Origin of the sequence: Niastella yeongjuensis, from assembly GCF_900110245.1 — a bacterium.
GTDB lineage: Bacteria > Bacteroidota > Bacteroidia > Chitinophagales > Chitinophagaceae > Niastella > Niastella yeongjuensis.
In genome coordinates, this window is record NZ_FOCZ01000001.1 from 333038 (window position 1) to 352964 (window position 19927).

The 19927-nt window shown below is 39.1% G+C and carries 19 protein-coding genes; all 19 read right to left on the reverse strand.

The annotated features are described in order from the left end of the window. Nucleotides 1-31: 31 nt before the first annotated feature. Nucleotides 32-1132 carry an acyltransferase family protein gene (locus BMX95_RS01495; protein ID WP_081199282.1) on the reverse strand — a complete coding sequence of 367 codons (1101 nt, stop codon included), beginning with the start codon at nucleotides 1130-1132 and terminating at the stop codon, nucleotides 32-34. Nucleotides 1133-1186: 54 nt separating this feature from the next. After that, the gene (gene gmd, locus BMX95_RS01500; RefSeq protein WP_081199280.1) at nucleotides 1187-2302 is read right to left on the reverse strand and encodes a GDP-mannose 4,6-dehydratase; all 1116 of its coding nucleotides are present in this window, start codon (nucleotides 2300-2302) and stop codon (nucleotides 1187-1189) included. Continuing rightward, on the reverse strand, nucleotides 2290-3051 hold the full coding sequence (locus BMX95_RS01505; protein WP_081199279.1) for a glycosyltransferase family 2 protein: 762 nt from the start codon (nucleotides 3049-3051) through the stop codon (nucleotides 2290-2292). Before BMX95_RS01505 ends, gmd begins: the two co-directional genes overlap by 13 nt. A gap of 1 nt (nucleotide 3052) precedes the next feature. Continuing rightward, a complete protein-coding gene (locus BMX95_RS01510) occupies nucleotides 3053-3613 on the reverse strand; it encodes a WcaF family extracellular polysaccharide biosynthesis acetyltransferase (RefSeq protein WP_081199275.1) in 561 nt (186 codons plus the stop codon). A gap of 1 nt (nucleotide 3614) precedes the next feature. After that, a complete protein-coding gene (locus BMX95_RS01515) occupies nucleotides 3615-4715 on the reverse strand; it encodes a glycosyltransferase (RefSeq protein WP_081199274.1) in 1101 nt (366 codons plus the stop codon). 21 nt (nucleotides 4716-4736) lie between these two features. Continuing rightward, on the reverse strand, nucleotides 4737-6104 hold the full coding sequence (locus BMX95_RS01520; protein ID WP_133053894.1) for an O-antigen polymerase: 1368 nt from the start codon (nucleotides 6102-6104) through the stop codon (nucleotides 4737-4739). Next, nucleotides 6079-7218: a glycosyltransferase family 4 protein gene (locus BMX95_RS01525; RefSeq protein WP_133053893.1), complete on the reverse strand. Its 1140-nt coding sequence runs from the start codon at nucleotides 7216-7218 to the stop codon at nucleotides 6079-6081. The genes BMX95_RS01520 and BMX95_RS01525 overlap by 26 nt, the downstream gene beginning before the upstream one ends. A 9-nt stretch (nucleotides 7219-7227) precedes the next feature. Further along, complete coding sequence (locus BMX95_RS01530) at nucleotides 7228-8853, reverse strand: hypothetical protein (RefSeq protein ID WP_081199271.1); 1626 nt, start codon at nucleotides 8851-8853, stop codon at nucleotides 7228-7230. 9 nt (nucleotides 8854-8862) lie between these two features. Continuing rightward, the gene (locus BMX95_RS01535) at nucleotides 8863-10092 is read right to left on the reverse strand and encodes a glycosyltransferase family 4 protein (RefSeq protein WP_081199270.1); all 1230 of its coding nucleotides are present in this window, start codon (nucleotides 10090-10092) and stop codon (nucleotides 8863-8865) included. A 19-nt stretch (nucleotides 10093-10111) separates the two neighbouring features. Continuing rightward, nucleotides 10112-10645 (reverse strand): acyltransferase, encoded by a 534-nt coding sequence (locus BMX95_RS01540; RefSeq protein WP_081199269.1) that lies wholly within the window; start codon nucleotides 10643-10645, stop codon nucleotides 10112-10114. Beyond that, complete coding sequence (locus BMX95_RS01545) at nucleotides 10642-11787, reverse strand: glycosyltransferase (protein ID WP_081199267.1); 1146 nt, start codon at nucleotides 11785-11787, stop codon at nucleotides 10642-10644. The genes BMX95_RS01540 and BMX95_RS01545 overlap by 4 nt, the downstream gene beginning before the upstream one ends. Nucleotides 11788-11807: 20 nt before the next feature. Next, nucleotides 11808-12848: a glycosyltransferase gene (locus BMX95_RS01550; protein ID WP_218149823.1), complete on the reverse strand. Its 1041-nt coding sequence runs from the start codon at nucleotides 12846-12848 to the stop codon at nucleotides 11808-11810. Between the two features lie 21 nt (nucleotides 12849-12869). Continuing rightward, nucleotides 12870-14135, reverse strand: a complete 1266-nt coding sequence (locus BMX95_RS01555; protein WP_081199266.1) for a protoporphyrinogen/coproporphyrinogen oxidase — start codon at nucleotides 14133-14135, stop codon at nucleotides 12870-12872. Nucleotides 14136-14146: 11 nt separating this feature from the next. After that, nucleotides 14147-15088, reverse strand: coding sequence for a glycosyltransferase family 2 protein (locus BMX95_RS01560; RefSeq protein WP_081199265.1), 942 nt, complete (start codon nucleotides 15086-15088; stop codon nucleotides 14147-14149). 10 nt (nucleotides 15089-15098) lie between these two features. Next, the gene (locus BMX95_RS01565; RefSeq protein ID WP_081199264.1) at nucleotides 15099-15983 is read right to left on the reverse strand and encodes a glycosyltransferase family 2 protein; all 885 of its coding nucleotides are present in this window, start codon (nucleotides 15981-15983) and stop codon (nucleotides 15099-15101) included. Nucleotides 15984-16004: 21 nt separating this feature from the next. Further along, nucleotides 16005-16604: a DapH/DapD/GlmU-related protein gene (locus BMX95_RS01570; protein WP_081199263.1), complete on the reverse strand. Its 600-nt coding sequence runs from the start codon at nucleotides 16602-16604 to the stop codon at nucleotides 16005-16007. Nucleotides 16605-16679: 75 nt separating this feature from the next. Continuing rightward, entirely contained in the window at nucleotides 16680-17642 is a 963-nt protein-coding gene (locus BMX95_RS01575) for a glycosyltransferase family 61 protein (RefSeq protein ID WP_165758882.1), read from the reverse strand. A gap of 61 nt (nucleotides 17643-17703) precedes the next feature. After that, complete coding sequence (locus BMX95_RS01580; protein ID WP_081199260.1) at nucleotides 17704-18711, reverse strand: glycosyltransferase; 1008 nt, start codon at nucleotides 18709-18711, stop codon at nucleotides 17704-17706. Then, entirely contained in the window at nucleotides 18708-19910 is a 1203-nt protein-coding gene (locus BMX95_RS01585; RefSeq protein WP_081199259.1) for a glycosyltransferase family 4 protein, read from the reverse strand. Before BMX95_RS01585 ends, BMX95_RS01580 begins: the two co-directional genes overlap by 4 nt. Nucleotides 19911-19927 lie beyond the last annotated feature (17 nt).

The following is a 19927-nucleotide window of genomic DNA, read 5'->3' on the forward strand; positions in this document are numbered from 1 at the left end:
TTCGAGTCGCCTTTATAAAGCAAAAAACATACTAGACCTGTTCCATTTGATACTCGACTTCTGGTTTCACTATTTTCTCTCTGCTTTCAAAGAATTTTTTAAGCTTTAAAAATTTCACTTCAAACAAGTAATAGCTTAAAGTAGCGATCAGGTAAGAAGATATAATAGTCAAACCAAAACTTAACATACTGGCATTTCCCTTAAAAACCAGAAGTAATAAACCGATACACATTGGATGATAAACATATAATCCATAACTGATTTTACCAGAATATAAAAGAGGTTTGGCTTTAAGCATTCTTTTGACCAGGTGAGTTTCTTTAACCGAAACAACATAACCGATAAATGCAAAATAAGTAAGCGAAAGGAGTAGAAATTTAGATAACTGTACTGTTTGATTAGCTGCACCAGTAAAAACAGTCCAAAGACTGAGGGATGGAATTAATATGGCCGCACCAAAATAAAGAAACTTTTTGGCGTTTTTTTCATTTAGTTTTTGTTTCGCTTCCAGGATGGCCAGGAATGCCCCTACAACCAGTTCATCTATCCGGCAGAATGTAAAATAGAAAACCTCATGATTTTGTTTAAGCAATATAAACCTCATGAAAAAGGCCAACATTATAATAAACAGGATTGACCCTATTAGTCTTTTGCTATTTAAAAAATAAACTAAAAAAGGCCAGAAAAGATAAAAATGCTCTTCTACTGCCAAAGACCAAAAATGAAACGGGCCATTATAGTTCCAGCCAAAGGTAATTGCAAAGTTTTGAAGATAAAACCAATGATACTTTTGTACGCTTAGGTCTTTTATAGGTGAATGAGTTATTAACGGAAGAACTATATAATATAGGCATAGGAATAAGTAATATAAGGGAAATATTCGCAGTGATCTTCGGGCAAAAAAATTAACAAAATAACCAGGAGTATCTTTCGTACTCATAAGAATGCGGGTTATTAAAAATCCCGATAAAACAAAAAACAATGAAACTCCTGTTTGGCCAAATACTGCAATTTTATTGAGAAATTCAAACTGACCAGTTGCCTTAAAAGCCTGCAAATAGTGAAACGCAATTACCATTAGAGCGGCAATGGCCCTAACTCCATCCAGTTCTTTGTGATATTTCAATTCCATAATATTATATATCCTTCAATAATTCTGTTGAATGATTCCTCCCTAATGACAATCTTATTCGAACTGATTACGTACATAGTAACCGCTCTCTTTCAATAATTGTTCCTTTTTAAATAATTCCACATCATTGGCTACCATTTCCTCAACCAGGGCGGGCAGATCGTATTTGGGCTTCCAACCCAATTGCGTTTGCGCCTTGGTGGGGTCGCCAATCAGCAGATCAACCTCCGTAGGACGGTAATATCTTTTATCCACTGCAATTACTTCTTTTCCTATTTCAAGTTGGAATTCTGCATTATTGCAGGCTTTCACTATCCCTACCTCATTTTCGGCATTGCCTTTAAATTCCAATTCAATACCAACTTCATTAAAAGCCATTCTTACAAATTCCCGTACCGGAGTAGTAATTCCGGTTGCAATTACATAATCCTCAGGTTTTTCCTGTTGGAGGATCAACCACATAGCCTCTACATAATCCTTCGCATGGCCCCAATCGCGTCGGGCATCCAGGTTGCCGAGGTAAATTTTATCCTGTAATCCCAGTGCGATTTTTGCTACGCCGCGGGTAATCTTTCTTGTTACAAAAGTTTCTCCACGCAAGGGGGATTCGTGATTGAACAGAATTCCATTTACAGCGAACATGTTATAAGCTTCCCGGTAATTCACCGTGATCCAATAACCGTACAATTTTGCCACTGCATAGGGAGACCGCGGATAGAATGGTGTTCTTTCCGATTGAGGTACTTCCTGTACCAAACCATATAATTCTGAGGTAGAAGCCTGATAAACCTTGGTTTTTTTAGTCAGCCCCAATAAACGAACAGCTTCCAGAATACGCAGAGTACCAATACCGTCTGCATTTGCAGTATATTCCGGTGTTTCAAAACTCACATGCACATGGCTCATGGCCGCGAGGTTATAGATCTCATCAGGTTGCGTTTCCTGAATGATCCTGATCAGGTTGGTGGAATCGGTGAGATCGCCATAATGTAATTTGAATTGAACGTTGTTCTCATGCGGGTCCTGATATAAATGATCTATTCTCTCTGTGTTAAATAAAGAGCTTCTGCGTTTGATACCATGAACTATGTATCCTTTTTTCAGTAACAGGTCGGTTAAATAAGCACCATCCTGACCAGTTACACCTGTTACCAATGCTATTTTTGCCATATATTAATCGGGTTAAATTGAAATATTTTTCGGAGTGGTTTTAACCACGTAGTAAAAAAATAGGGTTTTAAATCGTTCAATTTCCAGGCCATCTTGTCTTCCTTATTGGCCTTTAACCTGTTTTTTAAGGAAGCATTGCTCATTCCACCGGCACGCATTTTAACCAATACTTCAGGAATGTATTGAGCATTAGCCTCGAATTTCAACAACACCCGCAACATTAACTCATAATCTGCCGCAGAGCGCAATGAAGTATTAAACAGCCCGCATTTATCATATATATGCCGGCGTACAAAAAAAGTCGGGTGCGGCGGCATCCAACCATAATAGAGAAATCGCTTTTGATATTTACCTGATTTCCAGGTACGGGTAACCACCTGAATATTGTCCTGCTTAACATACTGCAGATCACCATACACGGCTTCCACAGCTGGGTCTTTAAACGCGGCCGCCACCCTTTCCAATACACGGGGATCATTATAGAAATCATCCGAATTCAAAATGCCAATAATATCACCGCTTGCCAGTTGCACGCCCTTATTCATGGCATCATAGATACCTTTATCTCTTTCAGAGATCACCCTGGCTACGTGTGGAAACTCCTTCACAATGTCAAGTGTATTATCGTTCGAAACCCCGTCTATAACAATATGCTCAATAAACGGGTATTGCTGGCTGGCAACACAGGATAAAGTATCACGTACCGTTGCTGCACTGTTATAGGTAGCTGTAATGATAGAAATAGTCATGTTATGCCTTAACCACTCGTTGCTTTACTAAAGTTGCCGGGTTTCCCTGGTAAATGGAATATGCTTCAAGATTACGTGTTGCCACCGACATAGCGGCCAGTACGGCATGTGTTTCACAGATTACGCCCGGGCAAACCAACGCCCTGGCACCTATCCAAACTCCATCATTTAATATGATGGATTTTACCGTCAGATCAAAAGTGGTTTTGGTATAGTCATGATTACCTGTAAGTAACATGGCTCCCTGCGAAATACAAACACTTTTTCCAATGTGTACATCAGCCAGGTTATCGATCCATACTCCTTCTCCTACCCATGAGTAATCATCTATGTACAGTTTCCAGGGATATTTGATATTGATAGCCGGTTTCAACACTACGCCTTTGCCCATTTTTGCTCCGAATAATTTTAACCAGAAATTCTTTATTCCTGAACTTGTATTTAACGGATTGATAAAAAAAAGCGCATTTACCATATACCACAGCACCTGCTTTATTTTACCTGCGCCTATCTCCCGTTTGTACCAGTCGTTATTATAAATTGAATGATCTACTACAGACATATTAATTTGAAATAATCATTTGCTCTTTTATCAATTTTGAATAAAAGCCTATTTGCAGGTTTGTAACCGCCTCCAATGAAAATTTTTCCTTTATAAACTGTTTTCCCTTTAAACCGGTTTCAGTCACTTTTTGAACATCCCACCTGCTGGTTGCGTCCAGCGCTCCCATAATACTATTCACATCGGTATCGATCTTTACACCCAGATTTTCAATAAAAACTTCGGGCAAATTACAACCTTCTGTAATAACAGGCACAAGACCATAACTCATGGCTTCCAGTAACGAAGTAGGCAAACCTTCACTGAAAGAAGGAAGCACATAAAAAGTGCATTGTTTAAATAACTGCCTTTTGTTTTCATCGTATATGCTGCCTATGTATTTCATATTCGATGACTGCTGTAACAATGGTGTAAGTTTTTCCAGCTCACCCTCGTCCGGACCTGCTATTATAAATTCAACTTTAGAATTGTTATTCAACTTCGATTGCAACCATGCGGTAGCAAGGGCAACAAGGTTTTTTTTATGATGCAAGCGTGATAAAAACAGGTATCGCAGTGGCTCCCTTCTTCCCTCGAAATCGGGACGCGCATGCTCATATGCTACCCCGTTGGGAATAAACTGAATTATTGAAGGCTTAAAAAACTGTCGCAAATTAATACATTCAGGAATCGACACTGCTTTGATGCAATCTGCATTTTTGGCCAGTCTTTTTTCTACCAAATGCAGGTATAATGCCTTCTTTATTCTTTTTTGTTGTAGCGGCCATGGCTCAAGCATTCCATGAGGTACATATATCCAACTGAAACCCTGTTTTTTCAGGCTGGCACCCCACCGGGTGGCATAACTCCAGGCGCCATGGGTTACAATAATATCTTCCGATACATTCAAATTTCGTTTGACCATTGCCTCTTTTAACCCGCTTAAAGATAAGTCAGGCAGGGGTAGGTTGGTTACTTCAGGTATGGAATTAAAAGGCTTTGCCGGATACCATAAGTCTGTATTTATATTCTTTTCAGCGAGCAAGCCGGCATTAGCTGTTACAGCGTGCCAGATGCCATAGTTTATTTTATCAACGGAGTCTACAATATTAATGATTCGCATGCGTCACTTTTAACACCCGGTTTAATTATTGCTGGTAGCGGGCAGTACTGATTGAGTAGGTTTTTTATTGGCAGGTTCATTCTGCCTCACCCTGTTCGACAAAAACCGAAGCACCCAGATAGGTACCAGCATGTAGATAGTCTGGTCAATGATCTGTGGCATATATCCTCTTGATATCCATTGAAAGGTAGCAAGCGCAATTACAATGTAGTTGGCGATCTTAAGTTTACTGGCTAAGCGAATTCTGTCGCCAAAGTGTCGCAACAATAAGCCCCAGAAAAAATGACCAAAAGCAATTCCCCACCAGCCAAATGCAATATAAAGCGCAGCTACGCACAGCGTAGCTTCCCCACTTCTAGCTGCATACCATGCGTCATATGCGTCTATTGTCGTTTGAAGCTGGGGGGGAGGATAAAATTTATCTTTATCAGGCATGATAGCGCGTGGAATCAATCGAATAAAAACATAACCAAAGGTGGTAAGGCCATAATCATGTTTGGCATCACGATATTGATTATCATATAATCTAAACACAGCCATATCGGCCAACGCTCCTCTCGTTTGTAAGAAAACCTCTTCGAATTTGAACTCAAACGGACTGTAAACCATTTTGTCGTAACGCCTCAAAATAAGTGCCCTGCGATTTACGGTCGAAAACATTACGCCATAAAAAAAGATCAATCCCAACCCTAACCCTATAACAATTTTTTTTGCATTGATCTTTGACTTGTACAGATACACAAACAGAATCCCGAAGAGGGTCAACATGATCCGGTACCTAAAACCCAGCAGAGAGAAAAGGAAAAAAGAGGCGGCCATCCAAAGGATCAATTTCTTCCAGGGAACATCGTATAAATAAGCAAGGATCAGGATACAGATTAGAGAATCTGTAAAGTTTTGTAAATAATAAGATGCTCCCGATGCCCCCAATCCCAGCACTTCATTACCGAGGAACACATTCTGCAGGTTGGCGCCACCTACCGCCAGGTTTAATAATACAATGGTATAGGTTACATAAAAAAGAATACTTATAAAATATTGAGGCTTTTTTATTTCGCGTTCTTCAGGTTGTAACCATACCTTATCACTGTTACTGCCTTTTATCCAATAGCCAATTACAAAACACAGTACTGCAAGATTGTTAAAAAAAAAGCCAAGCCCGTAATAACCCGAAATATCAGTTCCAATGATAATCTTTGTCCCATCGTTATAGAAGTATAGCGGGCTTGCCAATACGTAAACAAAGTAAATAATCAGTGTCCATATATAGGGAAGATGCCGTCCCCAGCCGCCACGTACGTATCCCATCCTGATCCCGACAAAAATCAGAATAGCAAGTGTAAATGCTAATTGGAACACGTAATCATTCAATAGCCCTGAAAATGTCATATATTTTTTTAGCGTTAAAATCCGACGATAGTTCTTGTTTTACAACCTGGCTATTTTCAATGATCTTATTTCTATATGCTTCATTGGTAATTAACTTCTCCATTGCCTGAGACCACTTTTTAACATCCTCGTCATCAACAATTATAGCATTCTGCAAATTAACCAGTTTGTCTTTAGCTGCACCTACAGTACTGCTGCATATCACCGGCTTTTGAGCAGCCAATGCTTCATTAATCACAAGTCCCCACCCATCGTACCGGCTCGCGAATACAAAAATATCGGCCAGATTAAACCAATAAGGGACCTTCTTTTTTTCCTGGAAACCAATAAAATGTACCCTGTTACTATTGGCCGACAATTGCTGAAGCTCTTCTTTGCTTTCCCCATCGCCCATTAACAGTAAATGAGCATTCAGGTGATCAGGTAACTGCAGAAATGCCTTCACTAGTATATCCATTCCTTTTCTATGGATCAGGGACCCTGAACTTAACAAAACAACCTCTCGCCCCGGCTTAAACCTGGTTACCAACTCCTGAAATAAGGCTGGATCAAGATTTTTACTTTCAAATAAACTGCTGTTAATATTGTAAGGAATATTAAATACCTGCTTTGGATATCCGTATCGCCGATAACTCTCCGCAGCCTGTTTTCCAATGGCCAGTAACAAATGAGAATAGCGAAATACCGGGCCCAGCATCACTTTTTTAACCTTGAAAAAAAGCCGGTTTGCCACAGGAAATACAGGTTCGGACCAGAATGCTACTTTCTTTTTCCTTTTATAGCTGTAACGCAATGCGAACACCACATTGGGTGACCAATAGGTACCGTTTACAATCACAAAATCGGCTTTATCATTTTTTAAGATCCTGAAAATTTGGTTGCTGAAGTGAAAAGAAGTGATTTTCTTCTGTACCAGTTTCGCCAATAAATTATTTCTCAGCACCTGTACTGAATAACCATTGCCCGAGAGGGAAAGATCCCACTGGCGGTCCGACTCACGCGCCGTAAAGTATATGACCCGTAATTCGAACAGCTCCTTTAACGCCTCAAAAAAATCTAATTGATAAGGCGTGGGCATGTTTGTATAAAAGGAAAGTATAGGCTTTGTTTTCAACTAATCTCGTTATTTAATGGTGCCACTCATCTTCATGGCCTTTTGTATAATGCTGTTTGTGGGGTCGTCATTAAACCACGCCCTGAAAATTAGTATATTTCCCTGCTTTATTGACGCCGCCAGCTTTTTTACTGACTCATCGTCATTACTTATACCATCGGGAACATACAAAGTCATAAAAGCTTCAGGATATAATGCTTTTACTTCCTCACTTACCAACATAGCGCCTTGTCGCGTTTCCTCGTAGGGTGCTGTATAGCGATAATATGAACCAGTCTCATGTTCAGGAATAAGTAACACATCTGGAAATTTATCTCTTACTTCTTTAAAGTAATCATATGCCATTGGGTTGCCATTCGGATCGACATTGGAGTCTATATAAAATATAGTACATCCCCATCGTTTACGCGCATAGGCAATTTTTCTTATTAGCGTTGCTGCCGGGTCCTTAACAGGTACGTGGTTTATCCAATTGCCGGAAAAAGTCACAGAATCCGGTCTTATGCAAATACCAGTTTTAAATCCAGCCTTTCGGAATTTATCAAAGTATTCATCAGCAATACCTTCCATTTCAGGCGCCAGTTTGGCTGTTAACTCCGGCGAACCAATGTATGAAAAAGGATGTGGGAATTGCTGCCCCTCTATGTCCCACGTTATCATTCCCTGCGCGTTCATTTTTTTAAGGTACCCGATGCTTTTGTCTGCGTAATCGAGCGCAGCTTTTCTTAATTCATTTTTTCCTGCTTCACTCGTCGCATTATTAGCACCGGATAATAGTATCCAGTTCCTTAGGTTTGAGGTGTTAACTTTCCCGGTATAGGATGCAAGAAATAAACCTCCGATAGGACGCTTGTCTTTCCAGGCCACACGAAAGGGAGTATTCTCTCTAAATGCTTCATATGATCTGGCGGCTGCTACATTAACGGGCGTATTTACTTTACAAAATCTGGCAGCGATGGTGTAACTGAAAGATTCTTTTGGGCCAAGCCTCAATTCCACTCTTGGGTCAAAATCGCCCATTCCATTAAATGGGGCTGTTCCTGTCCATATTCTATATATAGTGCCATTAGATCCGCTTCCTTCAAGCAATCCCGCATACACCTTTTTACTAACATCGATATTTTCTACTACTAATTTATATTTATCGGTATTAGCGGCTACTACTGCCGGCCCAGCTATATTGTTATTGTAGTAAGGCATGGACGGCTGAAAATTAGAAGGACGTTTACCAATATTCAACATTAATAACGAAAGGCTCACGCCACGGAACATGTCGTATATATTATTAGTAAGGGTTACTTTCATAAACAAGGTATCTCCCACCTGCTGGTAACGACACACTACCGTTCCCCAGTAAACGGTTGCTGTAAATTCCTTTGTGGCATCATTCCAGCTAGTGCTTATGGGATAAGACCAGGCATCTTTTTCCACCTTATTGTTTTCGAGAAATTTAAAGGACTCCACTATTATACCTAACCCTACTCCTTTATCGATATTAATGAGCTCCTGGTCATCGTATTTTAACTGGGTAATTCCCCAGGGAGCGCGATAAGCTACTTTTAAATGTTGGGCGTTAACAGAGAAACAAAAGAATATACTTACACTTAACAATAACGTCTTAAACAACACTACCATTCAATAGAATTATATAGAGTTTAAAAATGTTAAAACTTTCTCCTTATGTACGTCCCAGGTATATTGCAAAGCGGTTAGCCTTGCGAGCTGCCTCATTCGCTGAAACTCTGGGTTATCCATATTTCTTATCCTGGTGATCGCATCCACAATTGCCTGGCTGTCTCTAATTGGAACGAGGTATCCATTAAGCCCGTGCCGCAATACTTCTGAAGCATTGGTATTCGCGGTAGTAATTACAGGTAATCCCGCTCCCATCGCTTCTATGGTAACCAGGCCAAAGCCTTCCAGTAAACTGGGAAACACAAGCACATCGTAATCTTTATACTGCTTATACAATTGCAATTGGGAGATGCCCGGTGTATACTGGTAGAGGTCCTTATACTTTTCAAATTCTTGTCCCTTACCATATACATTTCCAATGATATGCAACTCAACGTCTTTCTTATTAAAACATTTAATTGCGTCTAATAAATATTTTATCCCTTTCCGCTGAGTGATCCGCCCGGCATATAATACCCTTAACGGTCTGTTGTTGATGGATTCATTTTCCTTTTCGAATGATACCGAGTTAGCATCAAAACCTAGTGGAATAACAGAAATTTTTTCCGAAGTCACGCCTTCTTCCACCAGTGTTTTTTTCAAAAAAGACGAGATAGCTATTACCTTCTTTGCCAGTAACGGCTCTTCTATTAACCGCATTTCATAATGTGCAGGAAAAGAAACGAAGTCAATACTCTCTGCCCATTCAGGATGCAGTTTTGCTTCTTCCAAAAGCAACCTTTTCGCGAAAGGCACATGGGCAATTGTCATTTCGCAAATGCTTTCTTTTCCTAACTCATTTGCTTTGTCAATACACTCACGCGAGCTTCCCTGAAACCCCCAAAAAGCATCGAAGTGCAGGCGATGCAATTTGCCTGCAAGATCTTTGTCGAACTTTACATCACGATCATACACTAACTGACTTACCGCCTGGGTATTTCCCTTTAACCTGCGATACACCAACTCTTTAATCTCGTACTTCCAGCTCGAATGAACTTTATTTCCACCTAATCCATCCAGGAATCTCCTTGAAAAAAAGGTTAGATCAAGCTTTTGTATCAACTTCTGTGCAGATATATTGCCAATGTAGCTACTGGTATAAAAAGTTCTAAGATATCCCAGATCATTCAACGCTCTTGCAACATAATAGGAATGCTGCTTACCTGAATGTGATAATAAAATTTTCTTTTTCTGCTGCATTTCAGTCCCGACGGTTTTATTACTCAAGTATAACCGTATACTTCAGCTTGTATTCCAATTTATTATTTCTTTTCCTGATAAACCTGGCAGGATTACCGGCAACTATATCAAGCTCTGCCGTGCTTTTATGCACCACGGAACCAGCTCCTATAACTGTACCGGGGGCTATAGTAACACCTGGTAAAATTGTTACACCTGAAGCAATCCATACATGATGGCCTAGTTGTATGGAATTTCCATATAATCGGTGATCATTAGCATCTGGATCGTGTCCTAAAGTCCATATCCTTGTATAGGGGCCGATATCTGTATCGTGATCAATAGATATGCTGAAGTGACGACAATCGAACAAACAATATTGATTGATTACAACACGCTCTCCTATCGTGATCTTCCAGAAATTCAGGAATCGAACGTGCATCATAATAACAGCCGACGGATGTATGTTCTTATTAAACAGCCGAAGAAACCCTTTTCGTAAAAAATGGAACGGAATATGCCCGATAATATTATTATACAGATAAGTAAGTAATGATCCTAAGAACAGATTCATGACCCAGGTTTTAGGGTTTCAAATGTTTTGACGATTGTTTTGATATTATTTTCCCAGCTATGGTCATTTAAATATTTGGTCCACTTTTCATCAAATAGTTGTTGTTCTTCTGTTAACAACTTCTGTGCAGTTTCAACAAACGCATGCTTATTTCCTGGCTCAACCAATACCCCTATTTGATATTTTAGAACCACCTGCTTTAAGGAGCTCTCCCCATTAGAGACTATCACCCTTTTTTTAAACGGCGCAATCAGGTTCAAAATACCACTCTGTGAGGTAAACGTTTCTTTATAATACAAGGAAATAACATCACATACAGTTATAGCAGCTATCAATTCATTATCGGATAAAAATTTTTCTACCCATATAACCCGCTCCTCCAGCCCATCCTGCCTAATTTTTTCCCGATATAGTTGGGTATTTACCGAGCTACTTGCTGGGGAGCCGGCGATGAGTAGCTTTGTATTTGGTAAGTTCTTTAGTGATTCAATAATAATCTCATAATTTTTTTCGTCACGAATATTCCCCAGTATGCCAATTAAATTATCCCTGCCTTTTTGCTCCCGCAGGAATGATTGAAAACCGGCATCTACAGGGGCGGGAGTATATATGCCGTGAGGAATTTCAACTTTTCGTAAAGTTTCACTATAATAACTTTTAGTGGGGATATATCCATGGTGAAAAGCTACATCCATGATAGACATTACTTTTTTCATGGTATATGCAGAGATTCCTTTTTGGGCGAAATAATGATCTCTATCGGGGTCGTGCAATATCACACCAAACAAATGACGCTTTCTCAATTTGTTAAAAAAAAAGCTCCAAACGATAGAAGACAGCTGATCAAAGTCGTTGAAAACAACGATAGAGGGTTGTTGCTTTTTTAAGAATTTGTAAAATCGCCAGGGATTCACAAAGCTTCTATATACAAAATGAAACTGGCGAAGCACCCTGTTTGACATGCCAGGCTTATCTGACATTAAAATCTTACATAAGTTAGGTCCATCAGCCAGAGGACTGATTGTTGGTACTAATAACGAACACCGTTCAATTTTTCCCCATTTTTGAGTGGTATCAAAAAGTGCTTTTGCATATTCATAATTGCCACCAAAACTATTAATGTTGTATATAACAATCTTCATGTAATGGATATACTCCGGATTTACTTAAGACTAAGTCTCTTTTGTAATTGTCTTGCCTCTTCTTTTTTCTTATCGCTCGATTTGAAGTAACCCTTTGTATATCCTTTTATGTAACTAAGCCTTGTTCTTTCCAGCAACGAAATTCCATACAGAAACACTGAAAAATTGTATTTGGCCGATTTTAGCTTAAGCCAATTCCTTAAATAATTGATATACGATCTAAGTCCAGGAAGAAATATAATGCAAATAAGCAACCATGGCAAGGTTAGTTGTTTTGAAATAACCGCAATCGCTAATATTAAAAAGCTAATAAACAAAAGATATCTTAATAGGGTTTCAATAGAATTTGAGATTACATTTCGTTGGTTTACGTGAGCTTCGCCATCTCCCAATCCATACCGAAAAGCTTCTTTTACATATGCTTTTGCGGCTTTATGGCGTCCCCAATATACATATGGCTCCGTTACCTGGTGAAACACCACACCCGCTGACTTCACCACTTTTCCAAATGTAGTATCGTCGCCAGCCAGGGTCAGCCATTCCGGATAGCCACCAGCCCTTTCAAAAATATCTTTATAGTAAGCCACCGACCGTGAAGAGGGTATAAAACTGTCATGCGCAATATCTACCTGGTATCCGTTACTTAAAATATAAGCAGCTTTTGCGGGTAATGTATCGATATCCTGTTCTATCACAGAAAAAGCACCGCCCGTTGCTTTAACGCTAATATCAGCAAAGGGGCTCATCAGGCTTTTTAGCCAATCCGGGTGAAAGCGACAGCCAAAATCTGTACTTGCAATAAGATCATGCGATGCTTTCCTTATAGCGATATTCCGGCCTTCTGCAACATTACAGCCTTTTTGCTGCAATACAACAATAGGCACAGCTGAATGACGCTGCCACTCTATTAAAGCCTCATAAGTTCCATCAGTAGATCCTGCATCTGTAATTATTATTTCGGCAGGTTGCAGGGTTTGGTTCCTAAGATCTTCTATTGTCTTATCGATCCTTTTCCTTTCGTTAAAAACTGTTGATACAAGTGTAAACTGCTTACGCATCATTAATTAAATAATATTATAGACTTACGACAACGCATTTATTCGTGAAGTGACATCAAAGGCGGCTTCAATACATTTATCCATATTGTAATATTCCCATTCAGCAAACCTGCCCAACAAATAAACCCCTTCTGCCTCCAATACTTTTTTAGTGGAAGCAATTAACGGGCGTGTATGCTTGTCCTGAATAACATATGAGTTAGGTTCGTAATTAAAGGAAATGGGTTTAAGGTTTCCCGGCAGCTTGGCAATTTCTGCTACCATCTTTTCATACGGTACTTCACCCGAAAATTCAACCACACAGGTTTTTCTGCTTCCTCCCCTGTTATTTGAATCACTGAAATTACCTGTGTAAATGATCCGGTGTGCCCTGGTAAACGGTTCAGGTATATACAACCAGCTTATATCTGTTTCGTCTGTTTCACAAAACAAATTAGAGGTACCGTTTGATTGAAGTTGCTGCAATGCAGTTGTATTTACATTATTTTGCTGCAACAGCTTTTCCCATGACGCAGGCAATTGTCGAACATCGCCACAGAATATTACCTTATCAAATCCGGCCTGACGGGCTATTGTAAAATGACCATTTTCTTTATATACCTCTTCAACAGGAGTATTGGCTTGTATGGTCAATCCTTGCGCAAGCCTGTCAACAATAAACTGTGACCCGTTTTCTTTAGCGTAAAAGAAGGTAGCATGCACCATGCCGGCTTCTTCCTCCCTCATCATGTTACTCAGTATAACAGACTTCAAATCCGGCATAGGTAATTTGCCATCCAGCCATTCCATAGATACTTTACTCAGGTCTGTCCTCCATATTTTATTATTATAGGGAGCAAAGTATATTTCATATAAGGAATTACCGAAGTTGCTACGCAAAAAGCTTTCGAAATTATCATACTCCAATGCGGGCTTCTTGGGCAGCTTCGCCAGTTCCAGCAATTCATTGATAACCTGCTCTACCAATTCCTTATCCAGCAAATACAGGTAGTTTTCAATGGGATATCCAATAATATGGTTTTTAAAAAATATCCTGGCTTTACGACGGGCAGCAACAAATTCGTTTTCTTTATCAAAGTGCGACCAGAACCATTCTAACACTTTGGGGTTACGGGAATTAAAAACATGTCCCCCCACCTTATGAAACAAACAATCGTTTACTCTTTCGCATTTAATCAATCCCCCCACCGCTGGTTGCTTTTCAAATAATGTTACTGAATGGCCCATATTCTTCAGCATCCGCGCCGAACTCAATCCCGATATACCTGTTCCAATTATTGCAATCTTCATAATTCTAATTTTCAAAACAAGTTTAAATACGCTGCAAAAAGTTCTTTTGAGTTAGAAGCTCCATAGATACTACTCCAACCTGTTTTTGTTTTGGTAAGCTCGTATTTTGTAATTAATCTTCTATACATCATGCAGAAATAATCCTTAAGGTAAATATGCCTGGTCGCCTCTGTGTCCATTTTTGAAAGGAACTGTTTGTTCGAGGCTGCATTACCATAAAACATTAGTAAGGAATGCAAAACAGGTTTAAAATTTATGTTCGCTTGCATGATCTTTAAACAGGTTTCAAGATTTTTTGCACGCTTTATCTCCATTACAGTTTGATCGGTCAGTTGTGCCTGGTGTTGCCGGTACAATACACATGTTTCATTTTCATGAACATAGTTGTTGGCATGAAGAGCTATCCTTAAACCATACTCATAGTCTTCGTGCGTCATTAAGTCTTCACGCCACCAGCCTACCTTGTTTAAAAAATGCTTATTAAAAAGTATCGTTTGTGTTAAGCACCAGCCCTCTAACACCAGATTTTTCAACGATCTGCCAGGTAATGGATGATACTGCATAACTACATCTGCCTGCTGCCACTTACATCTTTCTTCCATAGCCTTTACGTATGGCCCATATACGAAATTAACCGAATCTTCCTTTAATAGTTTTGCCTGTACCTGAAATTTATTGCGTGATAATAAATCGTCAGAATCTAAAAACTGTATGGCTTCTCCTGAAGCATATTTCAACCCCTTATTTCTGGCGGCACCTGGGCCTGTGCCATCACTTGTCAACAATGTTACCTTATTTCCGAACTCACTAAGGGCACCTTTAAGGTCATCAGTTGAATGGTCATCCACGACTATAACTTCGAATGGCTGTAGTGTTTGTGCGAAAACAGAATGAAGTGTTTGGCCAATCAAATTTGCCCGGTTTTTTACCGGTATAACGACTGATATTTTCACAAAATCTAGTTTAAATAAACCCTAACAACCCCTTGATGCTAATTTTAAAATACTGAAAACCTTTAGCTATAACGGTTGGTCTGAATGAAGCAATTAATAAAATTCCAGAAGAGAAAAGCAATCCTGCTGCATACAGTCGCCCTCTTTCCAATTTATACATCTGGTATTCGTTGGGTAAAAAGTATTTAACAAACCGCTCGCTTTCCTTATCTGACGAGCTGGCGCCAATCAGGTGCTGAATTTTCGCTGTAGGATAGTAAATAATTGAGTACCCCAATTTTTTAAACCGATAGCACCATTGCTTATCCTCGCCATACATAAAAAAATCATCGGGCAATTTATTTTCAGGCAGGTATTTTAAAATGTGTGAAGGAAAAAGAAAAAAAGTTCCCCAAATCCAGTCTGTTTCATGCTCCACTTCCAAATCCAGCTTTTTAAATTGATAAGCGGGTAAAACTTTTTGCAAACGGAAGGTCCTGATTATATTCTTCCAGATAGTGACAAATTCATTACTGGTTCCCTGTAAACTACCATCCTCACTTACTAACTGACAAGAGAGTGCACCGATATTAGGATCGCTATTAATTCTTTCAAGTGAAAGATCGATGGCATTGTTTAGCAATACCGTATCACTGTTTAAAAGTAATATATACTTACTGCGTGTATGTTGAATTCCCAGATTATTACCTTTTGCGAATCCCAGGTTTGTTTTACTTTGAATAAGATTTATATCCGGAAAGTGTTTGAGGAAAAGCCTTGCATCGCATTCTGAGGATGCATTATCAACTAAAACAATTTCATAATTGCATTTGGTATTGTCTATAACCGAACGTATGCAATTGCAGGTGAGTTCGAATGTATTATAGTTAACAATTATTACTGAAATTTCCGGCATCTTAATTTATCAAATTCATTTTTACAACGATTTCAGAACTTTTGCAGGTATTCCCCCTGCAATGCTGTTTGCCGGAAGACTTTTTGTAACAACTGCATTAGCCCCAATTATACTGTTCTTTCCAATTGTAACTCCCGATAATATACTGACACCTTCACCTATCCAAACATTGTCTTCAATTATGACAGGCCCCTTTGAATGCAATTTCCTTTTTGCCGGAGGTACATTTATAATATGCTCGTCAATTTCTCCATGAGAATGATCGGATATAAATACCTTGCTTGCAATAAGAACATTATTTCCAATCACAACTTTGTTTATACAGCCCATATGGCAATCTGCAGTAATGCTCACGTCGTTACCAATAATTAATTCAGGTGTATATTTTACACCTTCATATTCATCAATTGCCTCAAGCCTCAGATTATTCAGGCAACTAAAATTTCTGCCTATGGAAATATAATGCGGGTTTTTAATATAACAGGGATCCATAATAAAATAGGAGCCGCTTATTGCTTTAAAACCAAATTTTTCGTTTTCGATATTCCGATACGCAGGATGATGAACTACCTTATAAACCAATTTAGCAAGCTGCTTAATAGCGAAGGATTTAATGCCCATTATAATTATACGATTTAAATAATAATTCCATTATCATGCAATACACGCTACCTCATTTAGGCATAAGCTCACTTGCTATAACAATTCAAAATCAAGAATCTTATTTCGAAATGTTTTTTCGTTTATCGTAAGGTCATTGTTATTTTTAAGTTTTTCATCCGGTGGCATCCCATTTAAATAGTCCCACTTTATCTTAAAAATGTTAGCCAATTGAAAAAAGCAAAGTGGCTGCGATTTCCAGTCAGGATTTTTTATTTCCAGTACTTTACTATCAGCCGGCATAAACATGAGGTTAGTATGACCAGCTCCGTGCAATGCAATTAATGATTTACAACTGGAGAAAGTCATTAGCTGTTCGCTAAAAGTAAGATCTTCCGCAAATACTATTTCATAACCCATTTCTTTTACCAGTGGTAATATTTCATCTTCATTTAGTATTTTTCTTGTCTTTGCCTTTTTACGAGAAAGATATATTTTCCTTGTTCCTACTTTGTTCATGTTTATTCCAATACCCTTTAATAGAGCTGCAACTAAAGAGCGTTGTAATTCAGGAATAATATCCCCAGCATTAGGAGTGGTAACCGTTGTGATCAGATTATCGGCGCAATGACTTTCATGTTGGTTGATCCAAACAGGTACTATATTTAAAAGATTCAAAGATTCAGTAACAAACGAGGCGTGCTGTAATTCGGAAGGCAACACTACCTTACCTACATTATATTCGTTTTGCAATAAATAGATCCGTGGGAGTACTTCACACATCCAGTGATAGTAGTTGCCAGAGAACAGATCATGAACCCAAAAAAAACTCCCCTTTAAATAATTGACTTTTATAAAAAGCCTTGACTTTAGAAACAGATACCATTGTTGCTTTTTGGAAAGCCCTTTAGTATTAAAATGGTTACTGAGGCCTGCAGGTTTATACTGCCTGTTTACAAACAAGTGGTTGGTTGGTGTCAGAAACGCATTTTTATAGTCAGCGAACGTAATTGAAGGCACAACAGAAGGTAATACCTCGGTTAATTCTGTTATTTGCAAATGCCGCCGGTTATAACTGTAAATCTCGTAACTCATCACCCTTTCACAACACCTTTTATAATTATTTTATATTGTTGATTATTCGCAAAGTCTGTTTCAATTTATCTATTGAAACAACTTTCTTTTTGAAACTTTTGCCTTGTTTAAACAATTCCTTCCTGTATGCTTTTTCTGATATCGGCCTCGATTTTATCCATATTTCCTGTACAGGCTTCTTATTGGTATAATAGTAGTTCCTAAGATTCAGCAAATAGATCCTTAACCATAAAAAGGATTTATTGTAATTCCACCCATTTAAAACGTACAAATAGGCATCCAGGGTAACGTTTGCAATTGAACAACCTTTGGTCAGCCTCAAAAAATACTCTTCCGTTAATCTTTCTTTCGGTATGAAATGCTGATAGATCAGGCGGTTATCGTTCCATAGTTTATACCCGCCCAGTTTCAACACCATACATAACTCGAGATCGCCGCCCGAACTAAGGCTGGTGCCCGTACGATCGGTTAACAAAGTTTCAAAACCTGCTTTTTTCAAAGTAATCCAGGCTGACTTTCTTATTACAAGCCCTGCGCCTACCAGCCAATTATTATTTTCAGTAAGTTCTCCCGTATAATTCAATGCACTACCACAGGCATAGCCACGTTTACATTCTTCAAACCAGGCAGGTGCCTCGATCTCAGTTTTCGCAATGCCCATGCCGCCAGATGCTCCTATTTGGGAATCACTTTCCATTATAGAAAAGGCAGTGGCAATATAATTTTCTTCCAACCAGTTATCGTCATCGCAAAAAATAACATAGGAATATGAAGATGCATTTATGCCTGCTTCTCTGGCATGACTCAGGCCTGGCTTACTTTCATTAATAATATGCAACGGAATGTTAACACCAAATGCATCCCAGGTTTGGCGGGCTATAATGGCCGTATTGTCGGTACTTGCATTATCAACGACAATAATTTCGGCAGCTATATTATTGTTGATCTGTTGTACACTCAGGTGCTCTAAAGTTTCGCCAAGCCGTTTAGAACTATTATAACAACATATTATTACAGAAACACCTTTCATCATTTAGTAGCTATTTCCTTGTATTTGTTTTCCATTAGCGAACCAATGGTTTCAGAATTATACGCAGATAGTATTTTATTACGGGCTGCTTCACCCAGCTGAACTGCCAGCTCTTTATTGTTCAATAATCTTATAACCGCGTCGGCTATTTCACCTGGCTTTAATGGATCAATCAATAATCCAGCTTCAGGTTCTTCCAACATATCTTTCATTCCACCTTTCAAACTTCCTACAATAGCTCTTGCAGCGCTCATAGCTTCCAGGCAAACATTAGGAAAGTTTTCCCAGATACTGGGATACACGCAAACGTCAATTGTTGATAATATTCCCGGAATTTCGTCGGGTGTGGCTTCCTTAAATTCAACCCGGGTAGCAAACTGCTGCAATTGTTGCATCACATAATCTTTCATGCTGATGCCAGGTAAATGCGATGGAAGTGATTTGCCAACTATCAAAAATCGCGAGTGAGGTACTTCTTTCAGTATCGTTTTTGCGGCCTCCGTCAATACAATCATCCCTTTTCTCACTTCCAGCCTGCCGATAAAACCAAAAACAGTTCCTCTGTTAACGGAAGGAATAGCGAGGAACTTTGGGTTAGGAAGGAAAGGATATGGAACATTCGAAATGTTTTGCCTTTGAATATTCCACCTTTCCGAAACAATATCGCCCAATGAAATCGAGGGTGTATGTATTTGATCGGCCAGTTTGGTAATCAGATACTCCCGATCTTCTTCTTTTTTTACCCATTTCCAGAAAGGTTTATTCATCTTCCCTCTTATTAACCCGCCCATCATATACCGAACCTTCGATAAGGCTGGTACATAAAAGTTGGACATTTCATGTATAAAGAAAGAAGGTGTATGCAGTTTTACAACCAGTGGCAATGAAGGGAATTGTTTTTTAATGTAATACCCATCGCCCGAATATTCCGGCGATTCAATCACATCAAAATTAATGGCTGCATGCCTTTCACTAAATAGCGGAACGATCGCTTCAGGAAATACATCTCTTTTGGTACAGTTTATCCGTTGTACAGTTACGCCTTCAATAATTTCGGTAACCGTACGGTTGGGAGATGCACAGAACACTTCCACATGATGTCCCCTGCGTTGCATCATGGCGGCTACCTGCCTAATATAGGTAGCAATGCCGCCCAAAGCAGTATCCGGTGGATATTCAAAACTTACGTAAGCTATTTTCAAATTACCAACTTTATAAA

Bases quoted from the DNA above. Each gene is read 5' to 3' on its own strand.
- BMX95_RS01495 (WP_081199282.1), bottom strand. From the start codon at position 1,132: ATGGAATTGAAATATCACAAAGAACTGGATGGAGTTAGGGCCATTGCC.
- gmd (WP_081199280.1), bottom strand. From the start codon at position 2,302: ATGGCAAAAATAGCATTGGTAACAGGTGTAACTGGTCAGGATGGTGCT.
- BMX95_RS01505 (WP_081199279.1), bottom strand. From the start codon at position 3,051: ATGACTATTTCTATCATTACAGCTACCTATAACAGTGCAGCAACGGTA.
- BMX95_RS01510 (WP_081199275.1), bottom strand. From the start codon at position 3,613: ATGTCTGTAGTAGATCATTCAATTTATAATAACGACTGGTACAAACGG.
- BMX95_RS01515 (WP_081199274.1), bottom strand. From the start codon at position 4,715: ATGCGAATCATTAATATTGTAGACTCCGTTGATAAAATAAACTATGGC.
- BMX95_RS01520 (WP_133053894.1), bottom strand. From the start codon at position 6,104: ATGACATTTTCAGGGCTATTGAATGATTACGTGTTCCAATTAGCATTT.
- BMX95_RS01530 (WP_081199271.1), bottom strand. From the start codon at position 8,853: ATGGTAGTGTTGTTTAAGACGTTATTGTTAAGTGTAAGTATATTCTTT.
- BMX95_RS01535 (WP_081199270.1), bottom strand. From the start codon at position 10,092: ATGCAGCAGAAAAAGAAAATTTTATTATCACATTCAGGTAAGCAGCAT.
- BMX95_RS01540 (WP_081199269.1), bottom strand. From the start codon at position 10,645: ATGAATCTGTTCTTAGGATCATTACTTACTTATCTGTATAATAATATT.
- BMX95_RS01545 (WP_081199267.1), bottom strand. From the start codon at position 11,787: ATGAAGATTGTTATATACAACATTAATAGTTTTGGTGGCAATTATGAA.
- BMX95_RS01550 (WP_218149823.1), bottom strand. From the start codon at position 12,848: ATGATGCGTAAGCAGTTTACACTTGTATCAACAGTTTTTAACGAAAGG.
- BMX95_RS01555 (WP_081199266.1), bottom strand. From the start codon at position 14,135: ATGAAGATTGCAATAATTGGAACAGGTATATCGGGATTGAGTTCGGCG.
- BMX95_RS01565 (WP_081199264.1), bottom strand. From the start codon at position 15,983: ATGCCGGAAATTTCAGTAATAATTGTTAACTATAATACATTCGAACTC.
- BMX95_RS01570 (WP_081199263.1), bottom strand. From the start codon at position 16,604: ATGGGCATTAAATCCTTCGCTATTAAGCAGCTTGCTAAATTGGTTTAT.
- BMX95_RS01580 (WP_081199260.1), bottom strand. From the start codon at position 18,711: ATGATGAAAGGTGTTTCTGTAATAATATGTTGTTATAATAGTTCTAAA.